This is a genomic window from Rhodococcus sp. MEB032, from assembly GCF_030208925.1.
Lineage (GTDB): Bacteria > Actinomycetota > Actinomycetes > Mycobacteriales > Mycobacteriaceae > Rhodococcus_F > Rhodococcus_F qingshengii.
Genome location: NZ_JARVSY010000010.1, coordinates 415,728 through 437,252, shown reverse-complemented (window position 1 = coordinate 437,252; position 21,525 = coordinate 415,728). Strand labels below are relative to the sequence as shown.

Sequence of the window (21,525 nt, the reverse complement as noted above, 5' to 3'; positions counted from 1 at the left end):
TTCAGGCGCTGTGCAGCGTCAGGACGGTGATCTCGCTCGGTGCGAACACGCGGAATGGTGGACCCCAGAACCCGGTTCCGCGGCTTGTGTACAACTGCGTGCGGTCGCCGTGACGGGTGAGCCCGTGCACCGACGGTTGATCGAGTTTGACCAGAAGGTTGAACGGCCAGATCTGTCCGCCGTGGGTATGACCGGCGAGCTGCAGATCCACTCCCGCGGAAGCGGACTGAGTTACCTGCTTCGGTTGATGGGCGAGCATCAGGATCGGCAAATCGGGGTCGGTGCCGGCAAGGGCCATATCGAAGTTCGCGCCGTGACCGTCGAGCTTCGATCCCAGAGCGGTGGCGTCGTCGACTCCGGCGATGACCAGGTTGTCGCCGCCCTTGGTGACGACGAGGTGCCGGTTGTGCAGGGCATCCCAGCCGATCGAGGTCATGTAGTCGAGCCACTCCTGAGCCTCGTGGAAGTACTCGTGATTCCCGGTGACGTAGACACGAGCGAGTCTGGCTTCCACCGACGCGAGTGGGGTGGCTTGGCCGAGGCGCTGCTCCACTGTTCCGTCGGCAATGTCACCGACGTGGGCCACGATGTCGGCGTCGAGTTCGTTGACTGCCGCGATCACGCGCTCGGACCACTTCTCGCGATTGATCGGGCCGAAATGGGTGTCGGTAATTGCGACTACCCGAAGCTTGTCCATTCCCGCTCCGAGGCGAGGGATGGTGACGTCGACGTGCTTGATCCGTGGCAGTCTCATGGCTTCCCGATAGCCCCAGATCAGCAGAACGGCCGAGGTGATCAGTGCCGCAACGGCGACGATTCTCGATCGAAGCGGGTCATCCACGCCGCCGACGAGCAATCCGAGCCTCAGGACTTCACCGAGCAGGGTCCACACGAACACGACCCAGATGATTCCGAGGAGGGCGTCGCCGACCAGGCGAACTGGATCGCGGTCAGTGTGTCCGTGGCTGAGCATCATGGTGGCAGGCAGGGTGATCAGGAGGGCGGCAAACAGAACGGTGCCGAAAACTGCCACCGCTGTCGGCCAGTCCGGCCGGACGAACAAGCTCCACCACGGGTACACGAACAACAGAGCCAAGATCGACGCGACAATCGCGGATATGGCAACGATCCGCAACGGTCTGCGGCGCGGAACTCGAGCGACGTCGGTCGCCTGGGGTGTAGTCACCCCGTCCAGAGTAAAGGTCCACTGGTCTATTAACAAGGGGACAGTGGTCCGCTATCGGGATGTCGGTGTTCTCGGATAGGTTTCCGAACATTGAAACTCGGCCAGTGATCAGGTGGGTGGCGCATGGAGAAGTACGACGTCAAGAAGGCATACAAGGATCTCTATTCCCCCGGGCGCCGCGATTTTGCCCTCGTGACCGTCCCGCGCTTCGGCTACTTCGCCGTCGACGGTCACGGTGATCCCAACACTGCCACCGAGTACTCCGAGGCACTCGAAGCGCTGTATTCGGTGTCCTACGCGACCAAATTCGCGAGCAAGAAGGAACTGGATCGCGACTTCGTCGTGGGCCCGCTGGAAGGGTTGTGGCGGGCAGATGACCCCGAGGTGTTCGTGACGCGGGACAAGTCGTCGTGGGATTGGACGATGATGATCTCGCAACCGGAGTGGATCACGGAGACGGAACTGTCTGCGTCGATTGACGCAGTCCGGGCCAAGGCAGTGCGGGCCAAGAAGGAGATTGCCGCTCTCGACAAGGTCAGGTTTCTCGAGTTGGAGGAAGGTCTGTCCGTCCAGATTCTTCACGTCGGCTCGTACGACGACGAAGCTCCCACCCTGGACCGGCTGCACAACACGTTCATCCCGTCGAACGGCCTGAGCTTCAACGGCGATCATCACGAGATCTACCTCAGCGACGCTCGCCGGACGCCGCCCGAGAAACTGAAGACGGTTCTGCGTCAGCCTGTTTCGAGGTAGCGATTACGGCTCGAGGCCGCGCAACTTCTCGAGGTCGCGTCGCTCGCGTTTGGTCGGTCTGCCGGCGCCGCGATCACGTCGCGGGATGGACGCGATCAGTTCGGGAGGCGGTGGGGGTGGTGAATTATCCTGCAGGCAATCGGCGGCCAGCACGGCGCTGACTCGCTTCGCGATCGGCTTGACCACGACGACGATGCGCTCGATGCCGGATACACGCACCCGCACCTCGTCGCCGGCTTTCACCTGCTGAGCCGCCTTTGCCGACGTTCCGTTGACCCGAACGTGTCCCGATCGGCAGGCGGTCGCCGCCTGCGAGCGTGTCTTGAACAGCCGAACCGCCCACGTCCAGCTGTCCACACGAACACTGATCGCGTCGGAAGGGAGATGAGCTGGCACGCACTCCAGCCTACCGACGAGTGCTCACAGACCCTGCGCGCGGATGCCCGAGTAGGCGCGCGGTGCATACCGCAGTCGTAACGGCAGCAGATGCCAGAACCGATCCGTCAATGTCAGGAAGCGGGCGAACCAGAAGTACATCCGTTCGTCGCGTGGCGTCCATTCCCATTCAAGGGTCTTGCGCGCCTTCTCCGGCATCAGTGCCTTGCCGATCCAGTTCGCCACGGCCATCGTGGGGCGAGAGCTAAGACGCCACAGCCACGTCGGAACCTTCGGAGTCGGTGCGATGTCGTGCTCGGCGATGCGCGTCGACCATTTTGTGGTGTGGGTGTTGATCAGGTGGTTGTCGAGCATGTCTTCCCAGTACGTGCGGAAGCTGGCGTAGTCGTCGAAAGCCGGTCGGTCGGTGAGTCCGTAACAGCGCCACCAGGTTACGGCCTCACGGACAAGCTGGTCCTTCTGCTCCGCCGTGAACTTCTTGTACGCGAATCGCTCGTTGAAATCGAGTATCACCTCGAAGAACGTGACGTGTGTCCACCAGAAAGTGTCAGGAGCGAGGGCGTGGTAACGCCCGCCGGTTTCGTCGATTCCTTTGAGATCGGTGTGGAAGTTGCGAACGAGCGTGCCTGTGCCCTCTTCGGTCCGGTCGTACACGACGCCGTAGATGGGCGGCAGTGAGCGGAACAGGCGGTCGAGCGGGTTGTCGAAAAAATTCGAATGATCCTGCAGCGCTCCACTTACCGCGGGATGCATGTTCTGCAGCGTGCCTGCGCGTCCGAGATACAGCAGACCGCGAACGTCGCCGAAGTGTGTCCACGTCAGGGAACCGGGGCCGATCGGATCGGCTCGTAGTTCCTGGGGCTCTGGTCGCGCCTGGGGCTTAGGTCGACGAGTATCGGTGTCCGGATCGCTGCTCATCTGGTTGACCCTCCGCCTGCGCTCATGTGACAACGGTTGTTGTCAAATGATGACTTTTGCTGCGCCGCGCGAATTTGTCAATGGATTCGGCTAGATCTGCCCGAAAACAACTCCGGCCCCTCACCTGCAACAGGTGAGGGGCCGGAAGAGTGAAGCGGTCGGACTCAGGCGTATTCGTAGAAGCCGCGACCGGTCTTCTTGCCGAGGCGACCGGCGTCGACCATGCGGCGAAGCAGCGCCGGCGGAGCGTAGTGCGGTTCTGCGAATTCCGCGTACAGCGACTCCGCTGCTGCGAGAGCGATGTCGAGACCGACGGTGTCGAGCAGCGTCAGCGGGCCCATCGGGTAGCCGCAGCCGCCCTTCATGGCCTCGTCGATGTCTTCTGCTGTGGCGTAGCCGGATTCGAGCATCCGGACAGCCTGGCACAGGTACGGGATGAGCAGAGCGTTGACGATGAAGCCCGAACGGTCGCCCGCGCGAACCGTCTTCTTACGCAAGGTGTTCTTGGCGTAGTCGGTGACGGCGAGAACGGTCTCTTCGGACGTCGTCAGGCTGACCACGATCTCCACGAGCGGCATGACCGGCACGGGGTTGAAGAAGTGAACGCCGACAACCTGGCCGGGGCGCGAGGTGGCCTTGGCGATCTTGATGACGGGGATCGACGACGTGTTGGTCGCAAGAATGCCTGCAGGCTTGACGATCTTGTCGAGCTTGCCGAAGATCTCGTACTTGAGAGCTTCGATCTCGGGAGCAGCTTCGATCACCAGATCGCGATCGGCGAACTCTTCCATGTCCAAGGTGACGCGGACGCGTGCGATCGCGGCGTCGGCTTCTTCCTGGGTGATCTTGCCCTTGGCGACGCCGCGGTTGATCGACTTGGCGATCCGTTCGCGGGCAGCGGCGGCAAATTCTTCTTTGGTTTCGAGCACCAATACCGAGCTACCGGCTTTTGCACATACCTCGGCGATGCCGGCACCCATGGTGCCGCCGCCGATTACGCCTACAAGTTCCACGATTCTCCTCAAAAATTAGGGGCAAGCCCCTGTGCGCCGTTCCGGTAGTCAGAACTACCAGAAAGGCGCACAGGGGCGCGAAGTGCCTTACTTCAACAGCGCACGCGACATCACGACGCGCTGAATCTGGTTGGTGCCTTCGTAGATCTGCGTGATCTTGGCGTCGCGCATCATGCGCTCGACCGGGAAGTCGGTGGTGTAGCCGGCGCCACCGAACAGCTGCACGGCGTCGGTGGTGACCTCCATGGCAACGTCCGAAGCGAAGCACTTCGCCGCAGCGGAGATGAAGCCGAGGTTCTTCTCGCCGCGCTCGGCGCGTGCTGCGGAGGTGTAAACCATCAGACGTGCGGCTTCGACCTTCATCGCCATGTCCGCGAGCATGAACTGAACAGCCTGGAAGTCGCTGATGGACTTGCCGAACTGCTTGCGATCCTTGGTGTATGCCAGAGCCGCGTCGAGTGCGCCCTGGGCCAGGCCGACAGCCTGAGCGCCGATGGTGGGACGCGTGTGGTCGAGGGTCTCGAGTGCCGTCTTGAAGCCGGTGCCCGGTTCGCCGATGATGCGGTCACCGGGGATGCGGCAGTTCTCGAAGTACAGCTCGGCGGTGGGGGAGCCCTTGATGCCGAGCTTCTTTTCCTTCGGTCCGACGACAAAGCCCTCGTCGTCCTTGTGGACCATGAAGGAGGAGATGCCGTTTGCGCCCTTGTCGGGATCGGTGACAGCCATGACGGTGTACCAGGTGGACTTGCCGCCGTTGGTGATCCAGCACTTGGAGCCGTTGAGGATCCAGTCGTCGCCGTCAGCCTTTGCGCGGGTACGCATCGAAGCGGCGTCGGATCCGGCTTCACGCTCGGACAGTGCGTACGACGCCATTCCGCCGTTGACGAGGTCCGGGAGCACCTTGGACTTGAGCTCTTCGGAACCCTTGAGGATCAGGCCCATGGTGCCGAGCTTGTTCACAGCGGGGATCAGCGAGGAGGATCCACAGACGCGGGCGACTTCCTCGATGACGATGCAGGTGGCGACGGAATCGGCGCCCTGGCCGTCGTAAGCCTCGGGAACGTGGATGGCGTTGAAGCCGGACGCGTTGAGAGCGGTGAGCGCTTCCTCGGGGAAACGTGCGTTCTCGTCGACGTCCTTGGCGTACGGCGCGATTTCCTTCTCGGAGAGTCCGCGGATAGCAGCCCGCAGTTCGTCGTGCTCTTCGTTCAGTGCGAAGAGATTGAAATCCGGGTTTCCTGCCATGGGAACGCTCCTTGGTGAAGGTGGCTTGAAGGCGGTCGGTGCGGCTCCGGCGTTACCAGCGAGATTCGCGGACAGACCGGTGCCCATGACCCCAGTCAAACACGGCACTGAGTGCCAGGTCAAGGGATGGGTGTGTGAAGTTTCGGTGCACGAGCAGTGTCAGCCGAGTTGTTCGTGGATTTTTCTGCTGATCTCATCAGCGGACGTGCCCGGGGGAAAGGCTACTACCAGCACGGACTTCGATTCTGGCGTGCTGGTCTTGGACCCGGGTGCCACGCCGTACGTCCGCCGAACGTCGAGCAATGCCTGACTTAGTGCATCAGCTGTGGCGTCCTCGTCGCCTTTGATCATGCTTCGCAAGAGGTAGTTGTGGCACGCGGTGACAGCTGCGGCAAAACCGACAACCTCGAGGACAGGCTCGCGGGGCACAGCGCTGCGCAGGTAGTCGACGAAGAGGCGCTCGTAGCGGAATCCGGTGACGAGTTCGCGGTCGCGAAGAGCCGGAACATGCTGTACGACGCGGTATCGCCGCATCGACAGGTCTCGGTTCCTGCGGAAGAAATCGAACACCAGTCCCGCGGCCTCGCACACGGACGCCCAGGGGTCGGCGGAATCGGACGCGAGGAACTCTGCGACGTGTTCGAGGAGGGACTCGTGATCGGCGAAGATCACGTCTTCCTTGGAGCGGAACTGCCGGAAGAACGTCCGACGCGACACACCGGCGGCAGCGGCGATCTGCTCGACGGTGGTGGCTTCGTACCCGTTCTCCGAGAACAACCGGATCGCTTGAGACGCGACGTGTACCCGAAACTGTGCGGGGTCAGTTCCGGGTACATCGGAGCGCTCGGTCATGGATGCAAGTATCCAGGTTTCGTCGGCGTCAGTTGTCGGCGCGTAGCTGGAACTTGAGAACCTTGCCGGTGGGGGTGCGAGGAAGGTCGAGCGGGAAGACGATGTCGCGGGGAACCTTGTACCCGGCCAGCAAAGTGCGGGTGTGCTCGACGATGTCTTCGGCGGATGCCTGTAATCCCTTGCCCAGCACCACGAATGCCTTCGGGCGCTCGCCCCACTTCTCGTCCGGAACGCCGACGACTGCCACGTCGATCACCGCGGGGTGACTCATGATCGCCTGCTCGACCTCGACGGTGGAGATGTTCTCGCCGCCTGAGATGATGATGTCCTTCGCGCGGTCCTTGAGCTGGATGTATCCGTCGGGATGCATGACGCCGAGGTCGCCGGAATGGAACCAACCACCGGCAAATGCTTCGGCTGTCGCGGCCTCGTCGCGGTAGTACCCGAGCATCACGTTGTTGCCGCGGAGCACGATCTCACCCATGGTCTGGCCGTCGGCGGGGACGTCGTTCATCTCGGCATCGACAACGCGAGCATTTTCGGCCTGCACCATGCCGACTCCCTGACGCGAGAGAAGTGCGGCGCGCTCGGACTGCGGCTTGTCGTCCCAGGCTTCCTGGTATTCGCAGATCGTGTAGGGGCCGTACACCTCGGTGAGGCCGTAGACGTGAACCACGGTGACACCGATGTCTTCGAGTTTTCCGATGATCGTCGGTGACGGGGGAGCGCCGGCGGTGGTGATGCGCAAGGCGTCGACCTTGTGGGCCTGGTCTGCGTCGGCGATGGTGGAGCAGACGGTAGGAGCGCCGCACAGATGTGTCACGCCCAGATTGTCGATGGCGTCCCAGATCGCATCGGCGCGGACCGCGCGCAGGCAGATATGTGTGCCCGCGGCCTGAGTGACGGCCCACGGCGTGCACCACCCGTTGCAGTGGAACATCGGCAGTGTCCACAGATACTTCGTCGCTCCGTCGAAGCCGTTGTGGAATGTCTCGCCGAGCGAGTTCAGGTACGCCCCGCGGTGGGAGTACATGACGCCCTTGGGTTTTCCGGTGGTACCCGAGGTGTAGTTGATGGCGATACACTGCTGCTCGTCGTCGACGCCCCAGTGCAGTGGCTGATCGGAGAGAGCTTCGCCTTCGGCAATCAGATCGGCGTACTGCCCGGTGACGATTCCGGTGGGAACGTCCGGATAGGGGACGGTGGAGTCCGGGATCTCGACGATCTCACGCAGGCTCCCCACGTTTGCCTTGGACGAGGTGACCGAACCGACGAATTCGGAGTCCACGAACAGGATCGTGGTTCCCGAGTGATCGAGAATGTATTCGAGTTCGGGACCGGCGAGGCGTGAGTTCAGGGCGATCAGGACCCCGCCGGCGAGGGGAACGGCAAAATGCGCGAACAGCATCTCGGGTACGTTCGGCGCCAGGTATGCAACGCGGTCACCGGGCTGAATGCGTTCACGCAGGACGCGGGCCAGAGCCGCGACCTCGTCACCGAACTCTCGGTACGAGTAGGTCCGGTCGCCGTGAACGACGGCGGTGCGCTCGGGGAACACCGCGGCGCTGCGCTCGAGAAAACGCAGCGGACTGAGCGGGGTGTTGTTGGCTGCAACAGCTGTCGGGACAGACACGGTTCCTCCGAAGGCGACGTGGCACGGTTGGTGTCACGATAAGTGTGATCGGCACTACAAATGGCCTGGATGCACGCTATTGCCCAGCCAAAGGTGCCGCTACCCTCTGAATTGGGTACGTGGAGGTGAGAGTGAACAGGGTACTGAGACCGAGCGACGACGACGCGTTGCGCGCCGAACTGCGTCGGCTGCACCCCAAAACCGAGTTGCCGGTTCTGTTCGGCGGCTGCGTCAGCGACCGGTCGCTGACCATCACCGGTCACGTCGGCACGCGCAGCAACATCCTGCGAAACCTGCGGATCGACGCCGAATGCGGACTCGGCGGTCGGGCGATCGCAGAACAACGACCGGGCGCGGTCCAGGACTACGCGAACTCGTCGCACATCACTCACGACTACGACTACGAAGTGGGCACCGAAGCGATCGAATCCTTGATGGCAGTCCCGATCGTCGTTCGCGGGGTTACTCGCGGAGCGATCTACGGAGGACTGCGTGCCAACCTGCCGATCGGCGACGTGATCGCAGAGACGATGATGCGATCGTCGTACGCGTTGGCCCGAGAATTCGAGATTCGCGACGAAGTGGATCGTCGGGTGGCGATGCTCGATACCGCTGCGGTGGAACATGGTTCGAACCGCGATGCCCAGATATCCGAAGGGTTGACCGAGAGCGTCCTGGCGCTCGGCGAGATCGCGGCGAACCTCGAGGACATGGCTCTCAGCGCGCAGGTCCTCGCGGTCGAGGCAAAGTTGCGGTCGTTGGCGTCGCCGAAACCTTCCGCGAACACTCCAGTCGCGAACACCGTTGTCCTGTCGCCACGCGAGCGGGAGGTGATGGGGTACGTCGCTCTCGGACTGCGCAATGCCGAGATCGCCGAGAGGTTGTCCCTGAGCGTCGAAACGATCAAGACGTACATGAGGAATCTGATGGGAAAACTCGACGTCCGCAGTCGTCACGAAGCGGTCGTGGAAGCGCGGCGGCAGGGTTTGATTCTGTGAGGGCTTGATTCTCTGATCGGTCCCGCCAAGCGGAATTTCGGAACTGCGTCGCCACTCCGGTTGATATGACGGACCTCACTATCGGCAGAGTTCGACACGAGTGATGAGGGCATCGATGCAGGATTTGTTCGACAACAACGACATGACCGGCCTGGCCGAAGCGATCAAGAGCGGCGACGTCTCCGCCAAGGAAGTCCTCGAGTTCAGTCTGGACAGGCTCGACGAGCGCAACCCGGCAGTCAACGCGGTGATCAGTGAGCGCCGAGAGGAAGCGCGCAACGAGGTATCAGGCGGCCTGCCGGATGGTCCACTGCAGGGCGTCCCGTTCGTGATCAAAGACCTCGGCATGGACGTCGCAGGATTGCCGAGCACCAATGGATCTCGATTGTTCGCCGACGCTGTGGCAGAAAAAGATTCGACGCTCGTCGAGCGCTACCGCCAGGCTGGTCTGGTTGTCATCGGCAAGACGAACACCCCGGAGTTCGGCAAGAACGCGAGTACCGAACCTGCGCTGTTCGGACCCACCCGTAACCCTTACGCCCTTGATCGTTCGCCCGGCGGATCTTCGGGTGGCACGGCTGTAGCTGTTGCCGTCGGGATCGTGCCAGGCGGGCATGCCAGCGACGGTGGTGGATCGATCCGTATTCCCGCATCGGCCTGCGGCCTGGTAGGCCTCAAGCCGAGCCGAGGACGTACTCCGACGGCACCGGCGCGCACGCTCTTCTCGTCGCCGATGAGTGTTCATCACGCGCTCACCCGAAGTGTCCGCGACACTGCGCTGCTTCTCGATCTGTCCGCCGGGCCGACAGTGGGCGATCCTTACGTGATCCTGGCGCCGAAGCGGCCGTACATCGAGGAAGTGGTTGCCGATCCCGGACGGTTGCGGATCGGTCTGAGTAACGCTCTTCCTGACGGCACACCGGTGGACCCGGAGTGCTCGGCCGTCGCGACCGGTGTTGCTGGCCTGCTCGAAGAACTCGGTCACGATGTCACCGAGAGCGCCCCGAACTTTCCGCTCGATGCGCTCACTGCCGGGCTGTCGGTGTTGATGGGCATTCCGATGACGATCGAGGTCGACGAACGACTCGACGCCCTGAACCGCGCGATCCGTGACGACGACCTCGAGCCGATGGCGCGGATGATCTACGACCGCGCGAAGTCCGAAAGTGCGACGAACGTCGTCAAGGCGCTGCAGGAACTCGAGCGGGCCGCCCAGGTGATCGGTGCGTTCTTTGTCGATCACGACCTGTTGCTGACTCCGACGATGGCTCGGCCGGCAGCTCCGCTCGGTCTGCTCGATACGGCGAATCCTATGTCGATCTGGGAGCATTCGGCCGGGTACAGCGGCTTGACCAGTCCGTTCAACAGTTCAGGTCAGCCGGCGATTTCCTTGCCGATGGGTCATGACTCGGCCGGCGTTCCGATCGGCGTGCAGTTGGTCGGCGCGTTCGGCCGTGAAGATCTGCTGATTCAGGTTGCGTCGCAGCTCGAAACAGCCCGTCCGTGGTCCATTGCGCCGGTGTGGCCGCCGGTCCCGGCGTAGCGCGCGGTCGTCCGAGCCGGGGAGGACGTCAGGCGATGATGCGAATCGGCCACTGGCCGTTCACATCTGCCACGTCCCTCCCTTGGCTGAGAAGGTACTCGGCGAAATCGCGTTGCCGCTCTGCGTGCCAATCGGCTTGATCGACCATGAGATCGAGCCCCAGGATGTCGGGGAACCTCACGGCCAACTCGCGGGCCAACGCTGCCGCAGCTTTGGCATCGGCCTCGGCTTCGTGCGCCGACTCCAATGAAATTCCGTAGTGCTCGCACACGGCCGCAAGCGTTCGCTTGCCCTTGCGGAACGTATCCATCGCCCGATCGATCACGTACGGATCGATCACCAACCCCGGAACGAATGCAGGCTTGCCGATGCGCAGACCCTCGGCATGCATGACCGTCAGATCATAGGAGGCATTGAACGCCACGACGGCGTGATCGCGCGCCCAGGAATTGTGCAGAGCCTCGCGAATCTCTTCGTAGCCCTCGGAATAATCCTGGCCGTGTTGCGCCGCGAACTCGGTGCTGATGCCGTGAATATCCGAGGCGCCGGCGGGGATCTCGACGCCGGGATCGAGTAGCCACGTGCGTGTTTCGACACTCGAACCGTCGATCACCGCGACGCAGGCACTGACGATACGAGCGGTCGACGGATCCCGCCCCGTGGTCTCGAGGTCGAACGCGCAGATCGGGCGATCGGACCAGCTACTCATCGGGGGCCTTTCGGTGCAGAACGTCATGTCCGAATCACTATGCACCTCCCTACCGACACAAACGACGAACAGCCACCTCCGGGGTGACGGTGGAGGTGGCTGCTGCGTGACTGTGTGACGGACCTACAGAATCTCGGTTCCGACCGTGAAGCGATCCATGACGTCTTCACGTGGAGTCACACCGAAGCCCGGTCCCTGCGGCACAGCGATGTGGCCGTCCTCGATGACAAACGGTTCGGTGATGTCCTCCTTGTAGAAGCGATCGGAAGCCGAGATGTCGCCGGGCAGCGTGAACCCGTCCAGCGCCGCGAGGGCCGCGTTGGCGGCGCGGCCGATTCCGGTCTCGAGCATTCCGCCGCACCACACCGCAATACCGTGTGCCGAGGCGAGATCGTGGATGCGCTTGGCTTCCAGATATCCACCGACACGGCTCGGCTTGATGTTGATGACCGAAGCGGCACCGAGCGTGATGGCATCCGCCGCATCCTTGGCCGACTCGACCGACTCGTCGAGGCAGATCGGAGTCGAGAGGGACTGGGCGAGCTTGGCGTGCTGCACCAAATCGTCCTCGGCCAGCGGCTGTTCGATGAGGAGCAATGCGAATTCGTCCAGGCGGCGCAGCAACTGCGCGTCGACGAGGGTGTACGCGGCATTCGCGTCGACCTGCAGAGGAACGTCGTAGCCGAACTCCTTGCGCACCGCAGCCACGGGAGCGATGTCCCAGCCCGGCTTGATCTTCAGCTTGATTCGCACGTAACCCTGCGACAGATAGTTGCCGACGGTTTCGAGTAGCTGCGGAATGCTGTCCTGGATGCCGACGGACACTCCCGAGGGCACCCGAGTGCGAGTGGCACCGAGGTACCGAGCGAAAGACTGTCCACGAGCCCGCAATTCAGCATCGAGGATTGCCATTTCGATAGCCGACTTCGACATCTGGTGACCCACGACGTGGTGAAGTACGCTGCCGACCGTCTCGGCCGAGAGCGGTTGATCCGACTGCGACTTACGTAGCGTCGGAACAAGATACTCGCGAAGCATCGCCCGCGCACCAGCGGTGTATTCGGAGTTGTAGTACGGATCGCTGAGCGAGCCGCACTCGCCCCAGCCGACGGTCTCCACCGGACCGTTGGGGCCGTCGGTGGTGCCGCTCACTTTCAGGACGAGGGTGTTGCGCTCGAGCTGGGTGCTGAATGACGTGGTGAAGGGGGAGACGAGAGGGATGCGCAGTTCGCGCAATTCGACGGACTCAATGTGCATGGACTTGCTCTTCTCCGGTTGTCTCGCAGATTTTCGTGAACATGTAATAGCCGCTGGGGTCGAAGCCGGTCGATTGCCATTCCTTCGAGGCGATCAGTGGTTCGAGGTACTCGCGAAGCGCGTGTCGCCAGGCAAAGGCAGAGGCGCGGTCGACTGTTCTCAGATGCTCGATGTCTCTGGGTATTCCGACTGCGATATCGACGCAGTCGGGTGGGATCGGGAGCATTCGAGGCGTACCGTCTTCGGTGGGTTGAAGCACCTTGAATGTATCATTCACGGCCACAGTAGAACTCGGAGATCCATCGACGTCGAGGTCCCAACTGACGAGCATACGATCGCTGGCGTCGCCTGCGTTGATTCCGTCTGCCATCGACCCGTAGAAATCCGGGTTGTATTCGGCCGGTTCGGCTCCGAGACGCTGAATGTTGAAATAGGCATTTCGTGCGACCAGTGGATCGAAGGTCCACCGGATCGTCCTGACGCCGCGCTCGATGCACCAGTCTCGCTGATGATGCTTGAGGGCGCGGCCGATTCCCTTGCCTGCGTGTCCCGGTAGTACTCCGGCGATGTGTGAGTGCAGAACCTCGCCGAGAGGCTCGACGAAGAATCCGACGCAACCACCGATCATTTCGCCTTCGGAAAAGGCTCCCACCACGTAGTGACCACCGTGGTGAAGCGCAACCAACATCGCAGTGCCGAAATGAGCCGGTCCGGGACTGGTAGCCCAGATCTCGTCGAAAACGGCGGATAGATCGGCTATTTCGCGGGTATCGACCAGTTCTCGAAACTCAACCGCTTTGCTTTTCGACACGAGGGCCCCCTTCAGACGTGATCGAACGAATAAGGCCCGCAACCAACGCCGTCCTCGGAGCGATTGCGGACACGAGCGCATGCTCGGTCTCGGCGTGTGCACCGCCGCCGACGCCACCGAGGCCGTCGAGGGTGGGGATACCGATACCGGCAGTGAAGTTTCCGTCCGAGGCTCCGCCGACGGCGAGGCCGACGAGCGGAGTCAGATCATGCTCGAGCGCAACGCGTTCCGCCAACGCCAGCAACGGTGCGGACATCGTCGCTTCGAGAGGTGGACGGTTGACACCACCCGAGACCGTGACTACGGCTTCGGGGTGGATTGCCTGCAGGGCTCGGATATTCGCATCGACGCGCTCCTGCTCGGCGGCGCTGGTTGCGCGCACGTCCACGTCGACGAAGGCTTCTGCCGGAACGGTGTTGGTTGTGGTTCCGGCTGAAATGACAGTCGGGGTGACGGTGGTTGCCTGCGCCGGCGAGGACAAGTCGTTGATCGCGATCACGAGACGAGCCAGTTCTACTGCAGCGTTGATGCCTTTTTCCGGCTCCAGCCCGGCGTGGGCGGCGCGACCGGCAACATGGATCCGATACAGCGACACTCCCTTGCGGACAGTCTTCAGTTCGCCACCGTCACCGCCGGCCTCGAGAACCAGTACCGCGCCTGCCGCAAGTTCCTCGATGAGGGACCGCGACGTGGGTGAACCGATTTCTTCGTCACCGGTCACGAGGAGTGTGATTCCGTCGAGTGCATCGTCGCCGTGCAGCTCCCGGACGATAGCGAGGGCGTGGATTGCCTGAACGACACCAAGTTTCATGTCGAGTCCGCCCGGACCTCGGAGCGCTCCGTCGGTGACGGCTGCGGGCAGGCGTGTCAGGGTGCCGATCGGCCACACGGTGTCATGATGACCGAGCAGCATCAGCCGCGTCGGTGAGCTGCCGAAACGGGTCACCAGATGGGTACGGCCTTCCGTCACTATCGACTCCGGTGTCACGCCGAGTCGTTCGTGGACAAGATCTGACGTCCACTTCGCGCTGCGGGCAACAGCTTCGAGATCGTGTGACGGCGACTCGACTTCGATGAGCGCGATGGCGTCCTCGAGGATCTGAGGAAGTTGGCGCTCGGCCAGATCGCGGAGAATGGTCATCGGTTGTTCACTCGCGGATACGCGCGGCTTCCGACGTGTAGCAATTGTGTACTCCCGTTGTCGGAGAAAGTGATCCGGATCCAACCCGCTGATTGAGGTAGTTGGGTCGCGAATACTCCAGGGTGAACTTCGATCAGGCTGAGAGAGACGGACTCTGCGCTTTCGGCGGTGACCGAAGGGTCGATGTGATCGGTGCGGCGGGCGGTCAGGGAACCGCCGGTCCTTTCCAAGACGAAATCGGCTGCGGCATCGCGGTACAGGCCGCACAGCGCATCGAGTTCTTCAGGTGAGGACGTGACGCGGGTGTGGGGGTCACCAGGCGAGAATGCCGGTGTCACACTGACGCCGCCTATGGAACCGATTACTTCAGCCAGAAGATCGCCGGAGAGAGCGTCCATTGCTCCACCGTTGGCCATCAGGACCACGGCTAGACCGCACGACGGCACCACTCGCAAGAACGACTGCTGGCCGAGAGTTCCGCCATTGTGGCCATGAGCCAGTACCCCGCCCCAATTGTGCAGCAGCCACGTGGTTCCCATGATGTCCGCTGACGACACGTCACCGATCTGGCGGCGCTCCTCGAGCATCGCCAGATGGGTGGACCGCTGAAGCAGAATCGGATCCTCGCGCATCGAATCCTGCGCGAACAGAAGAAGGTCCTCGGCGGTGCTGTTGATGAGACCGGCGGGGCCCATCGAGCGAGGGATGAGGAATTGTGGTGTCTGCTCGAGGTCGTCGGCAGCGCCGACGTGCCCGACTGCAGCGCGGTGCAGTGCCGTCTCCTCAGGCAGGGTCGTGGTTTTGGTCAGGCCGAGCGGTTCGATGATCCGCTCGCGCAGAACCGCGTCCCAACTCTTACCTCGGAGAACCTCGATGATTCGTCCGGCGATCACGAAGCCGGTGTTGCAGTACGACCAATCGGTGCCGGGGGCGAAGAGCTGCACCGTTGATTTCAGTGCTGCGACGTATCGCTCGACGCAGTCGTCGCCGCGTCCGCCGTCGATGAAAACGTCACCGTCGATGCCACTGGTGTGAGTCAACAGGTGGCGAGTCGTGACCGTTTCGGTGGCTACCGCGTCGGCAACTGCGAAGTCCGGCAAGATGTTCCGGACAGGTGAGTCGAGATCCAGCAATCCTTCTTCGACGAGCTGCATGATCAGGGTGGCCGTCCAGACCTTGCTGATCGAACCCATCTGGAACAGCGTGTCGGGCGTAGCCGCGACGCCGGTGCGGGTACTGACTACACCGGACGTGACCACGGTGCGGGAGAATCCGCTGCGGGTTGTGGTCAGAATTCCCAGTGAGGCGCCGGGCACCCCGTACTTCGCACTCAGGGTGTCGAGTCGGTACTGCCAGTAGTCGGGATCGACCGTGGTCAGTGCGGGCTTGGGGGAGAGGTGCCGTTCGATCCAGTCGACGAGACGAGTGCTGTACTCCAGTCGGTGGGACGGCCGACCCGTCAACACGAAGGCATGTGACGCGTCCGGGAAAACCACCAACTCGGTCGGGGTGCCGGCCAAACGCAGTCCACCGAACCACTGTTCGGCCTGGTTGACCGGGCAACGGACGTCGCTGCCGCCGTGAAGGATCAGCGTCGGTGTCGTCACCTGGGAGACTCGCCCCAGCGGCGAAAGTTCCTGTACCCGAGATGACTGCGGGTCGAATTCGACCGTCTGCAGCAAGATGCCCTCGTCTGAGGGGCCGGCCGTGTTCGCGATGTCGCAAACGAGACCACCGGCGACTGCGACGGCAAACCGATCGGTGACGGACGTCAGGGCGCACGTCATGAATCCGCCGTAGCTGTAGCCCGTGAGCACCAGTTGCTCCGGATCTGCCATCCCCTCGGCGACAAGGGTTTCGACCGGTTCGAGCAGGTCGGCACGATCCGCCTCACCCCAGCCGTCCCGCACACCGTCGAAGAAGTCGTTTCCGTAGCCGTCACTTCCGCGCGGATTGATCATCAAGACCGTGAATCCCAGCGCGACCAGTTCCGCGTGGTATGCGTGCATCACGGTGGGCGTTCCGGTCCAGGCATTGTGTGGTCCGCCGTGGACGTCCAGAACCAGCGGACCGGCGCCCGTGACGTTCGGGTCGCGCAGGATCCAACCCTGAACACGGGTGCCGTCGCTGATGTCGAACCAACGCTCGGAGGCGACTGGAAACGCGACGGAAGTTGTCAGTTCCGTGTTCAATTCGGTGACCGTTTCGACTGCACGAGTCTCGAGGTCGATGACGGCGACCTCGCCGAAGGATGTCGCCGTTGCCAGCGCGACGACGGCTCGCCCGGACGTCAGGGCAAGGCCTGAGACCACTGTCTGCTCGCCGGTGAGAAGTGGTGAGACGGAGCCTGATCCGAAATCGACCTTGTGCAGTTCGGTGGAGCCGTGGTTGCGGATGCAGAAGACGATGTCGCCGTCGGCGGTGAAACTCGGTGCGCCACCGGGATAACCGGTCCCGCCCGGCATGACGTTTCGGTCGAGTCCGGACGTCAGGCTGCGGTCTTCCGCTCGCTGGTCGCGGTGCAGGACAAGAAGTTCGTTGTTGTGAATGATCGGCGTGTGCCAACCGACGGCTACGACCGCGTCGCCGGCAGGTGTCCATGCAAGTGGTCCTGCGATGCCGCGTGCGTGCCCCAACATCCGCGGAGCGGAGGCGAGATCAGTCAGCGATACGGTCCAGGCGGAACTCGCCCGCGTCAGATCGGCGTCGCCGTCCATCGCCGCGGTGAAAGCCAGTTCGGTGCCGTCGGGACTGTACGCGGGATGCGAAGCGTCCCAATCGCCGTCCGTCAGCTGCCGTAGTGAGCCGGCGGCCAGATCGAACTCGAACAAGTGCGCCCGAACGCTGCCCCGGACACCGGATCCGTCGACCTTGTAGTTGAGGCGCTTCGCCACCAAGAGGCATGACGATCCGGCGGCAGTGCGGTCGACGGGGGCGCTGAAGGCGATCCGAGCGCCGTCGGGAGAGAACACCGGTGCCCCCGCGCCGAGCGGGAGCTGCGCCGTGGTGGTCAGCTGTGTTGCCGGGCCCCCGGTGGCGTCGACCTTCCACAGTTGTGGTGTGCCCGAGGAATCCGGCCGAACGAAGACCAACAGCGTCGAAACGGGATGCCAAGCCGGCGAGGTGTCGGCAGGTCCCGCGGTGAGCTGTAGTTGCGGGGAAGCCAACCAGATCGAGTGCTCGTTGGTATCCGCAGCCGGATTCGCTTCGGTACGTACGTATGCAATGCGTCCCGACGCCGATACGGCGATGCTGGTCGGTGTAACCACGGACGCGTAATCCTGGATTCTCGCCGAACGACGTTCTTCGGCACGGGCTACGGCAGCGGGGGAGTCGAGAGTGGTCGGCGTTGTCATTGGAACATCGGCTCCCCGAATGTCGGGATCGCGGACAACAGCTTTGCCGTGTACGGCTCCTTCGGCGAATCGATCACGTCGAGAACCGGCCCGTGCTCGACGATCTCGCCGCCGAGCATGACTGCGACGTGGTCACAGACGTAGCGGATCACCGCCAGGTTGTGACTGACGAACAGAACCGTCAGACCAAGCTGCTTCTGCAGATCCACCAACAGATTCAGAACCGCGCCCTGCACGGACACGTCCAGAGCAGAGGTGATTTCGTCGGCAAGCAGAACTGCCGGTGCGGCTGCCAAAGCCCGCGCGAGGGCAACGCGTTGGCGCTGACCACCCGACAACGACGATGGGTATTCGTGCGCCTTCTCCACCGGCAGTTGGACGGTGGTGAGGAGTCGAGCGACCTCGGCAGCGCGGTCGCCGCGGCTGCGCCGAGCTTTGTCACGACGCTCGGTGGACCTCAGCGCCTCGGCGAGTGACTGGCCGATGGTCATTCGCGGGTCGAGGCACGAGTACGGATCTTGGAAGACCATCTGGATCCGGTGGCGCAGACGAGCCGTCGCGCCGCGGGCGTGAGCGACGTCCACACCGTCGAGAAGGATCTGGCCGGAACTGGGCTCGGCCAGGCCGACAGTTGCTCGCGCCAGTGTCGACTTTCCGGAACCCGATTCACCGACGAGACCGACCACCGATCCGGAGGGGATGTCGAGATTGATGTTCTTGACGGCGTGGAATTTTTTCGAACCGCTACCGAGGTGGACGTTGACGTCACGGAATTCGAGTCTGCTCATCGGATCTCCTCTGCAACAGCCAACAGTTCTTCCAACTCGATGTCGGCGGTGCTCTCCTCGGCGTCGAGGCTCTCCACCTGCCAGGCTTCGTCGACGGTGGCAAGCGGCTTGTCGCGATCGGTGCTCATGGTGGGGACCGCGGCGATCAGCGCGCGGGTGTACGGATGCTTTGCACGGCCGGCAATCAGATCGTCTACTGCGATGTCTTCGACGATTTCGCCGGCAAACATGACCAGGACACGGGTGCACATGCCGGTGATGACGGCCATGTCGTGCGAGATGAGAAGGATTGCGGCGCCGGTTTCTTCGCGAACCTCGTGGAGCAGCCCGAGGACCTCACGCTGAACGGTCACGTCGAGCGCAGTGGTGGGTTCGTCCGCGATGATCAGAGCGGGCTTACCCATCAGACCCATGGCGATCATCGCGCGCTGACGCATACCGCCGGAGAACTCGTGGGGGTACTGCTTCGCACGCCTGGGCGCGTCGGGGATCTTGACGGCGTTCAGTCGCTCGACTGCCGCCTTCTTCGCGTCGGCCTTGCTCATACCTTCGTGGAGCCAACCGATCTCGGCGACCTGGTATCCGACCTTGAGAGACGGATTCATGGACGACATCGGATCCTGGAACACCATCGCCATACGTGTGCCGAGTTGGCGGGCAACCTTGCGCGAAGCCGCGTCGTCCGGCCGCTTGCCGTCCTTCATCAGCACGGTGCCGTCGAACTCGATGAGCCCGGCATCGACCACGGTGGGGTGGTCGGTCAGCTGCGCGATTGCCATGCAACTCAGTGACTTTCCGGACCCGGATTCACCGACGATGCCCACGGTTTCGCCGCGGTGAACTGTAAAACTGATGTTGTCGACGGGGCGACGCCAGTCGTCACCCGCGGGGACTGCGACGGACATGTTGCGGACGGTCAGTACCGCGTCTTCGTCGGTGGGCGCCGAATCGGCCTGGGCAGTTTTCCGGTTGATCGGCTTCCACTTCGGCAGGCGACTGCTGATCGGGCTGCGAACTCCCGCGCCGCGAGCAATGGCCTCGCCGAGCAGCGTGAAGGTCAAGCCGGCGAGCACGACGGCGATGCCGGGGGCGAGTGCGGTGGCCGGGTTGACGAAGATCTTCGACAGACCTTCGTTGAGCATCCGGCCCCAGTCGAATGCAGGCGGCTGAATGCCCAAGCCGAGGAACGAGAGTCCGGCGAAGACCACGAGGCCGCTGCCGACAGCGATGCTGGCATTGACGATGAGTGGTTCACGGATATTGGGGAGAATGTGGCGGAACAGCAGCCCCGGCTTGGTAACCCCGAGGATGCGTGCTGCGTCGATGAAGTCGCGTCCGTTGACCGACGAAGCCAGTGCGTACGTCAACCTCGCGAACGGCGAGGCCAGGGCGAGACCGATGGCGATCACCGCGCTGCCAGCACCCTGTCCGAGAACGACCAACAGGAAGATCGCGAGGAGCAGTCCGGGGAATGCGATGGCGAAGTTGAGGAATGCCACGACCATTCGTCCGACCCAGCGGGGAGCGAGCGTCGGGAGCGTACCGAGTATCAGGCCAATTGTGACACCGAGTGCGACGGCTCCGAGAGCCATGAGCACCGACAGTCTCGCGGCGGTCATCGTGCGGGCGAAGACGTCACGCCCGCCGGCGTCGGTGCCGAAGATGTGCTCGGAACTCGGTCCCTGAGAGAGTGCCTTCGGGTTGGCTGCGACAGCGGCGTCACCCCAGATCATCGGTCCGAAGATGACGAGGGCGATCAGAGCGGTCAGGAAGGTGAGGGCCAGGATTCCCAATGGGGTGCGGAACGTTCCGACGATCCAGTGTCGTCGCGGGGGCGTCTTGGGGGCCGCAGTGGGGGCCGTAGGTGAGGTGCTCAACTCAGTTCTCCCGAATTGTGGATCGTGGGTCGATGAGAGCGAGCACCACGTCGACGATGAAATTGATGAGAAGGACGATGGCGCCGTAGATCACGACCAGTGTCTGGGCGAGCGGGTAGTCCTTCTCGGTGATGGACTTGACCAGCGCCATGCCCATGCCGGGCCAGGCGAAGATGCTCTCGATGAGCACGGTGCCGGCAATCAGACCACCCAGGAGGAGTCCGGCGAGCGTCAGCGTCGACGTCATGAGGTTGGGCATTGCATGACGGAAGTAGATTCGTGCCACGGGCATTCGCTTGGCGCGCGCCGTACGGATGTAGTCCATGTCCAACACGCCGAGCGCCTCTGCACGGACGATGCGCGACATCGAGGCGATGGCACCGATCGACATGGCCGCGACCGGGAGGATGTAGCTTTCCGGTCCACCTCGGCCGGCGACGGGCAGAACAGGGAACGTGACGGCAAAGAGGTAGACCAGCGCCGTACCGAACATGAACTCGGGGATCACGGCGATGGTGCCCGACGTTGCGGTGTAACCGATCTCGACTCCGCGTCGTCGACCGTTGCGGGTCAGTGCAGCAAAGATGAGGCCGATCGGAATGCCCACTAGCAGCACCGTGACGACTGTGAGTACAGCCAGTTCGAGTGTTGCCGGTAGGCGGGACGCGATCACCTCGAAGACCGGAGTCCTCAAGGTGATCGAGTCACCGGGATTCCCGCTCAGCAACCCGCCGACGAATCGGAAGTACTGCTGCCACAAGGGAAGGTCGTAACCGAGCTGAGACCTCGTTGTCTCGACCAGTTCGACCGGTGCGTTCATTCCCAGTGCCAACCGAACCGGGTCTCCCGGAATCAGTTGGAGCATCAGGAACGCCGCAGTCACCAGCGCCCAGAGTGAAATCACGAAGGTGCCGAAACGACGCAGAAGATATGCGGGCCAGCTGTCGGACTCGAGCCACTTTGCTCGAGCCTGAGGCGCCGCTTCTGGTTTCGCGGCTTCAATAGTTTGACTCATGGGCTGTCTTTCCGGAGGGCGGGATGCTGGGGCG

Annotated in this window: 18 protein-coding genes; 3 read left to right on the top strand and 15 right to left on the bottom strand. The window is 62.9% G+C overall.

Translation table 11 applies throughout. The annotated features are described in order from the left end of the window. Position 1: 1 nt before the first annotated feature. Positions 2-1,186, bottom strand: a complete 1,185-nt coding sequence (locus QRN54_RS12295) for a metallophosphoesterase (RefSeq protein WP_030535164.1) — start codon at positions 1,184-1,186, stop codon at positions 2-4. Between the two features lie 123 nt (positions 1,187-1,309). Here QRN54_RS12295 and QRN54_RS12290 point away from each other — a divergent pair, with 123 nt between their 5' ends. After that, complete coding sequence (locus QRN54_RS12290) at positions 1,310-1,939, top strand: GyrI-like domain-containing protein (protein WP_007731353.1); 630 nt, start codon at positions 1,310-1,312, stop codon at positions 1,937-1,939. Between the two features lie 3 nt (positions 1,940-1,942). On the opposite strand, the gene QRN54_RS12285 is transcribed toward QRN54_RS12290, so the two are convergent. From QRN54_RS12285 to QRN54_RS12260, 6 genes are all read right to left on the bottom strand, one after another. Further along, on the bottom strand, positions 1,943-2,335 hold the full coding sequence (locus QRN54_RS12285) for an RNA-binding S4 domain-containing protein (RefSeq protein WP_228401307.1): 393 nt from the start codon (positions 2,333-2,335) through the stop codon (positions 1,943-1,945). A gap of 24 nt (positions 2,336-2,359) precedes the next feature. Continuing rightward, on the bottom strand, positions 2,360-3,253 hold the full coding sequence (locus QRN54_RS12280) for an oxygenase MpaB family protein (protein WP_285182078.1): 894 nt from the start codon (positions 3,251-3,253) through the stop codon (positions 2,360-2,362). A 164-nt stretch (positions 3,254-3,417) separates the two neighbouring features. Beyond that, entirely contained in the window at positions 3,418-4,266 is an 849-nt protein-coding gene (locus QRN54_RS12275) for a 3-hydroxybutyryl-CoA dehydrogenase (RefSeq protein ID WP_003940434.1), read from the bottom strand. 87 nt (positions 4,267-4,353) lie between these two features. Next, a complete protein-coding gene (locus tag QRN54_RS12270; RefSeq protein WP_003939784.1) occupies positions 4,354-5,511 on the bottom strand; it encodes an acyl-CoA dehydrogenase in 1,158 nt (385 codons plus the stop codon). Positions 5,512-5,670: 159 nt separating this feature from the next. Next, a complete protein-coding gene (locus tag QRN54_RS12265) occupies positions 5,671-6,363 on the bottom strand; it encodes a TetR family transcriptional regulator (RefSeq protein ID WP_003939674.1) in 693 nt (230 codons plus the stop codon). Positions 6,364-6,391: 28 nt separating this feature from the next. Further along, positions 6,392-7,996 (bottom strand): acyl--CoA ligase family protein, encoded by a 1,605-nt coding sequence (locus tag QRN54_RS12260; protein WP_030535166.1) that lies wholly within the window; start codon positions 7,994-7,996, stop codon positions 6,392-6,394. A 131-nt stretch (positions 7,997-8,127) separates the two neighbouring features. On the opposite strand from QRN54_RS12260, the gene QRN54_RS12255 reads away from it, so the two are divergent. Together QRN54_RS12255 and QRN54_RS12250 are read left to right on the top strand one after the other, a co-directional pair. Continuing rightward, the gene (locus tag QRN54_RS12255) at positions 8,128-8,994 is read left to right on the top strand and encodes a helix-turn-helix transcriptional regulator (RefSeq protein ID WP_058037699.1); all 867 of its coding nucleotides are present in this window, start codon (positions 8,128-8,130) and stop codon (positions 8,992-8,994) included. Positions 8,995-9,109: 115 nt separating this feature from the next. Then, the gene (locus QRN54_RS12250; RefSeq protein ID WP_285182077.1) at positions 9,110-10,537 is read left to right on the top strand and encodes an amidase; all 1,428 of its coding nucleotides are present in this window, start codon (positions 9,110-9,112) and stop codon (positions 10,535-10,537) included. A 28-nt stretch (positions 10,538-10,565) separates the two neighbouring features. On the opposite strand, the gene QRN54_RS12245 is transcribed toward QRN54_RS12250, so the two are convergent. The 8 genes from QRN54_RS12245 to QRN54_RS12210 all read right to left on the bottom strand — a co-directional run bounded on the left by QRN54_RS12245 (position 10,566) and on the right by QRN54_RS12210 (position 21,491). Continuing rightward, positions 10,566-11,246: a 3'-5' exonuclease gene (locus QRN54_RS12245; protein WP_050656424.1), complete on the bottom strand. Its 681-nt coding sequence runs from the start codon at positions 11,244-11,246 to the stop codon at positions 10,566-10,568. A gap of 123 nt (positions 11,247-11,369) precedes the next feature. Beyond that, positions 11,370-12,503 (bottom strand): o-succinylbenzoate synthase, encoded by a 1,134-nt coding sequence (menC, locus tag QRN54_RS12240; RefSeq protein WP_030535169.1) that lies wholly within the window; start codon positions 12,501-12,503, stop codon positions 11,370-11,372. Continuing rightward, positions 12,493-13,314 (bottom strand): GNAT family N-acetyltransferase, encoded by an 822-nt coding sequence (locus tag QRN54_RS12235; protein WP_007731362.1) that lies wholly within the window; start codon positions 13,312-13,314, stop codon positions 12,493-12,495. Before QRN54_RS12235 ends, menC begins: the two co-directional genes overlap by 11 nt. After that, the gene (locus QRN54_RS12230) at positions 13,292-14,455 is read right to left on the bottom strand and encodes a M20/M25/M40 family metallo-hydrolase (protein WP_054187730.1); all 1,164 of its coding nucleotides are present in this window, start codon (positions 14,453-14,455) and stop codon (positions 13,292-13,294) included. The genes QRN54_RS12235 and QRN54_RS12230 overlap by 23 nt, the downstream gene beginning before the upstream one ends. Beyond that, entirely contained in the window at positions 14,452-17,811 is a 3,360-nt protein-coding gene (locus QRN54_RS12225) for a serine hydrolase (RefSeq protein ID WP_285182076.1), read from the bottom strand. Before QRN54_RS12225 ends, QRN54_RS12230 begins: the two co-directional genes overlap by 4 nt. Beyond that, entirely contained in the window at positions 17,808-18,599 is a 792-nt protein-coding gene (locus QRN54_RS12220) for an ABC transporter ATP-binding protein (protein WP_003940215.1), read from the bottom strand. The genes QRN54_RS12225 and QRN54_RS12220 overlap by 4 nt, the downstream gene beginning before the upstream one ends. Next, complete coding sequence (locus tag QRN54_RS12215; protein ID WP_225320135.1) at positions 18,596-20,476, bottom strand: dipeptide/oligopeptide/nickel ABC transporter permease/ATP-binding protein; 1,881 nt, start codon at positions 20,474-20,476, stop codon at positions 18,596-18,598. Before QRN54_RS12215 ends, QRN54_RS12220 begins: the two co-directional genes overlap by 4 nt. Before the next feature lies 1 nt (position 20,477). Continuing rightward, positions 20,478-21,491: an ABC transporter permease gene (locus QRN54_RS12210; protein ID WP_003940249.1), complete on the bottom strand. Its 1,014-nt coding sequence runs from the start codon at positions 21,489-21,491 to the stop codon at positions 20,478-20,480. Positions 21,492-21,525: the final 34 nt, after the last annotated feature.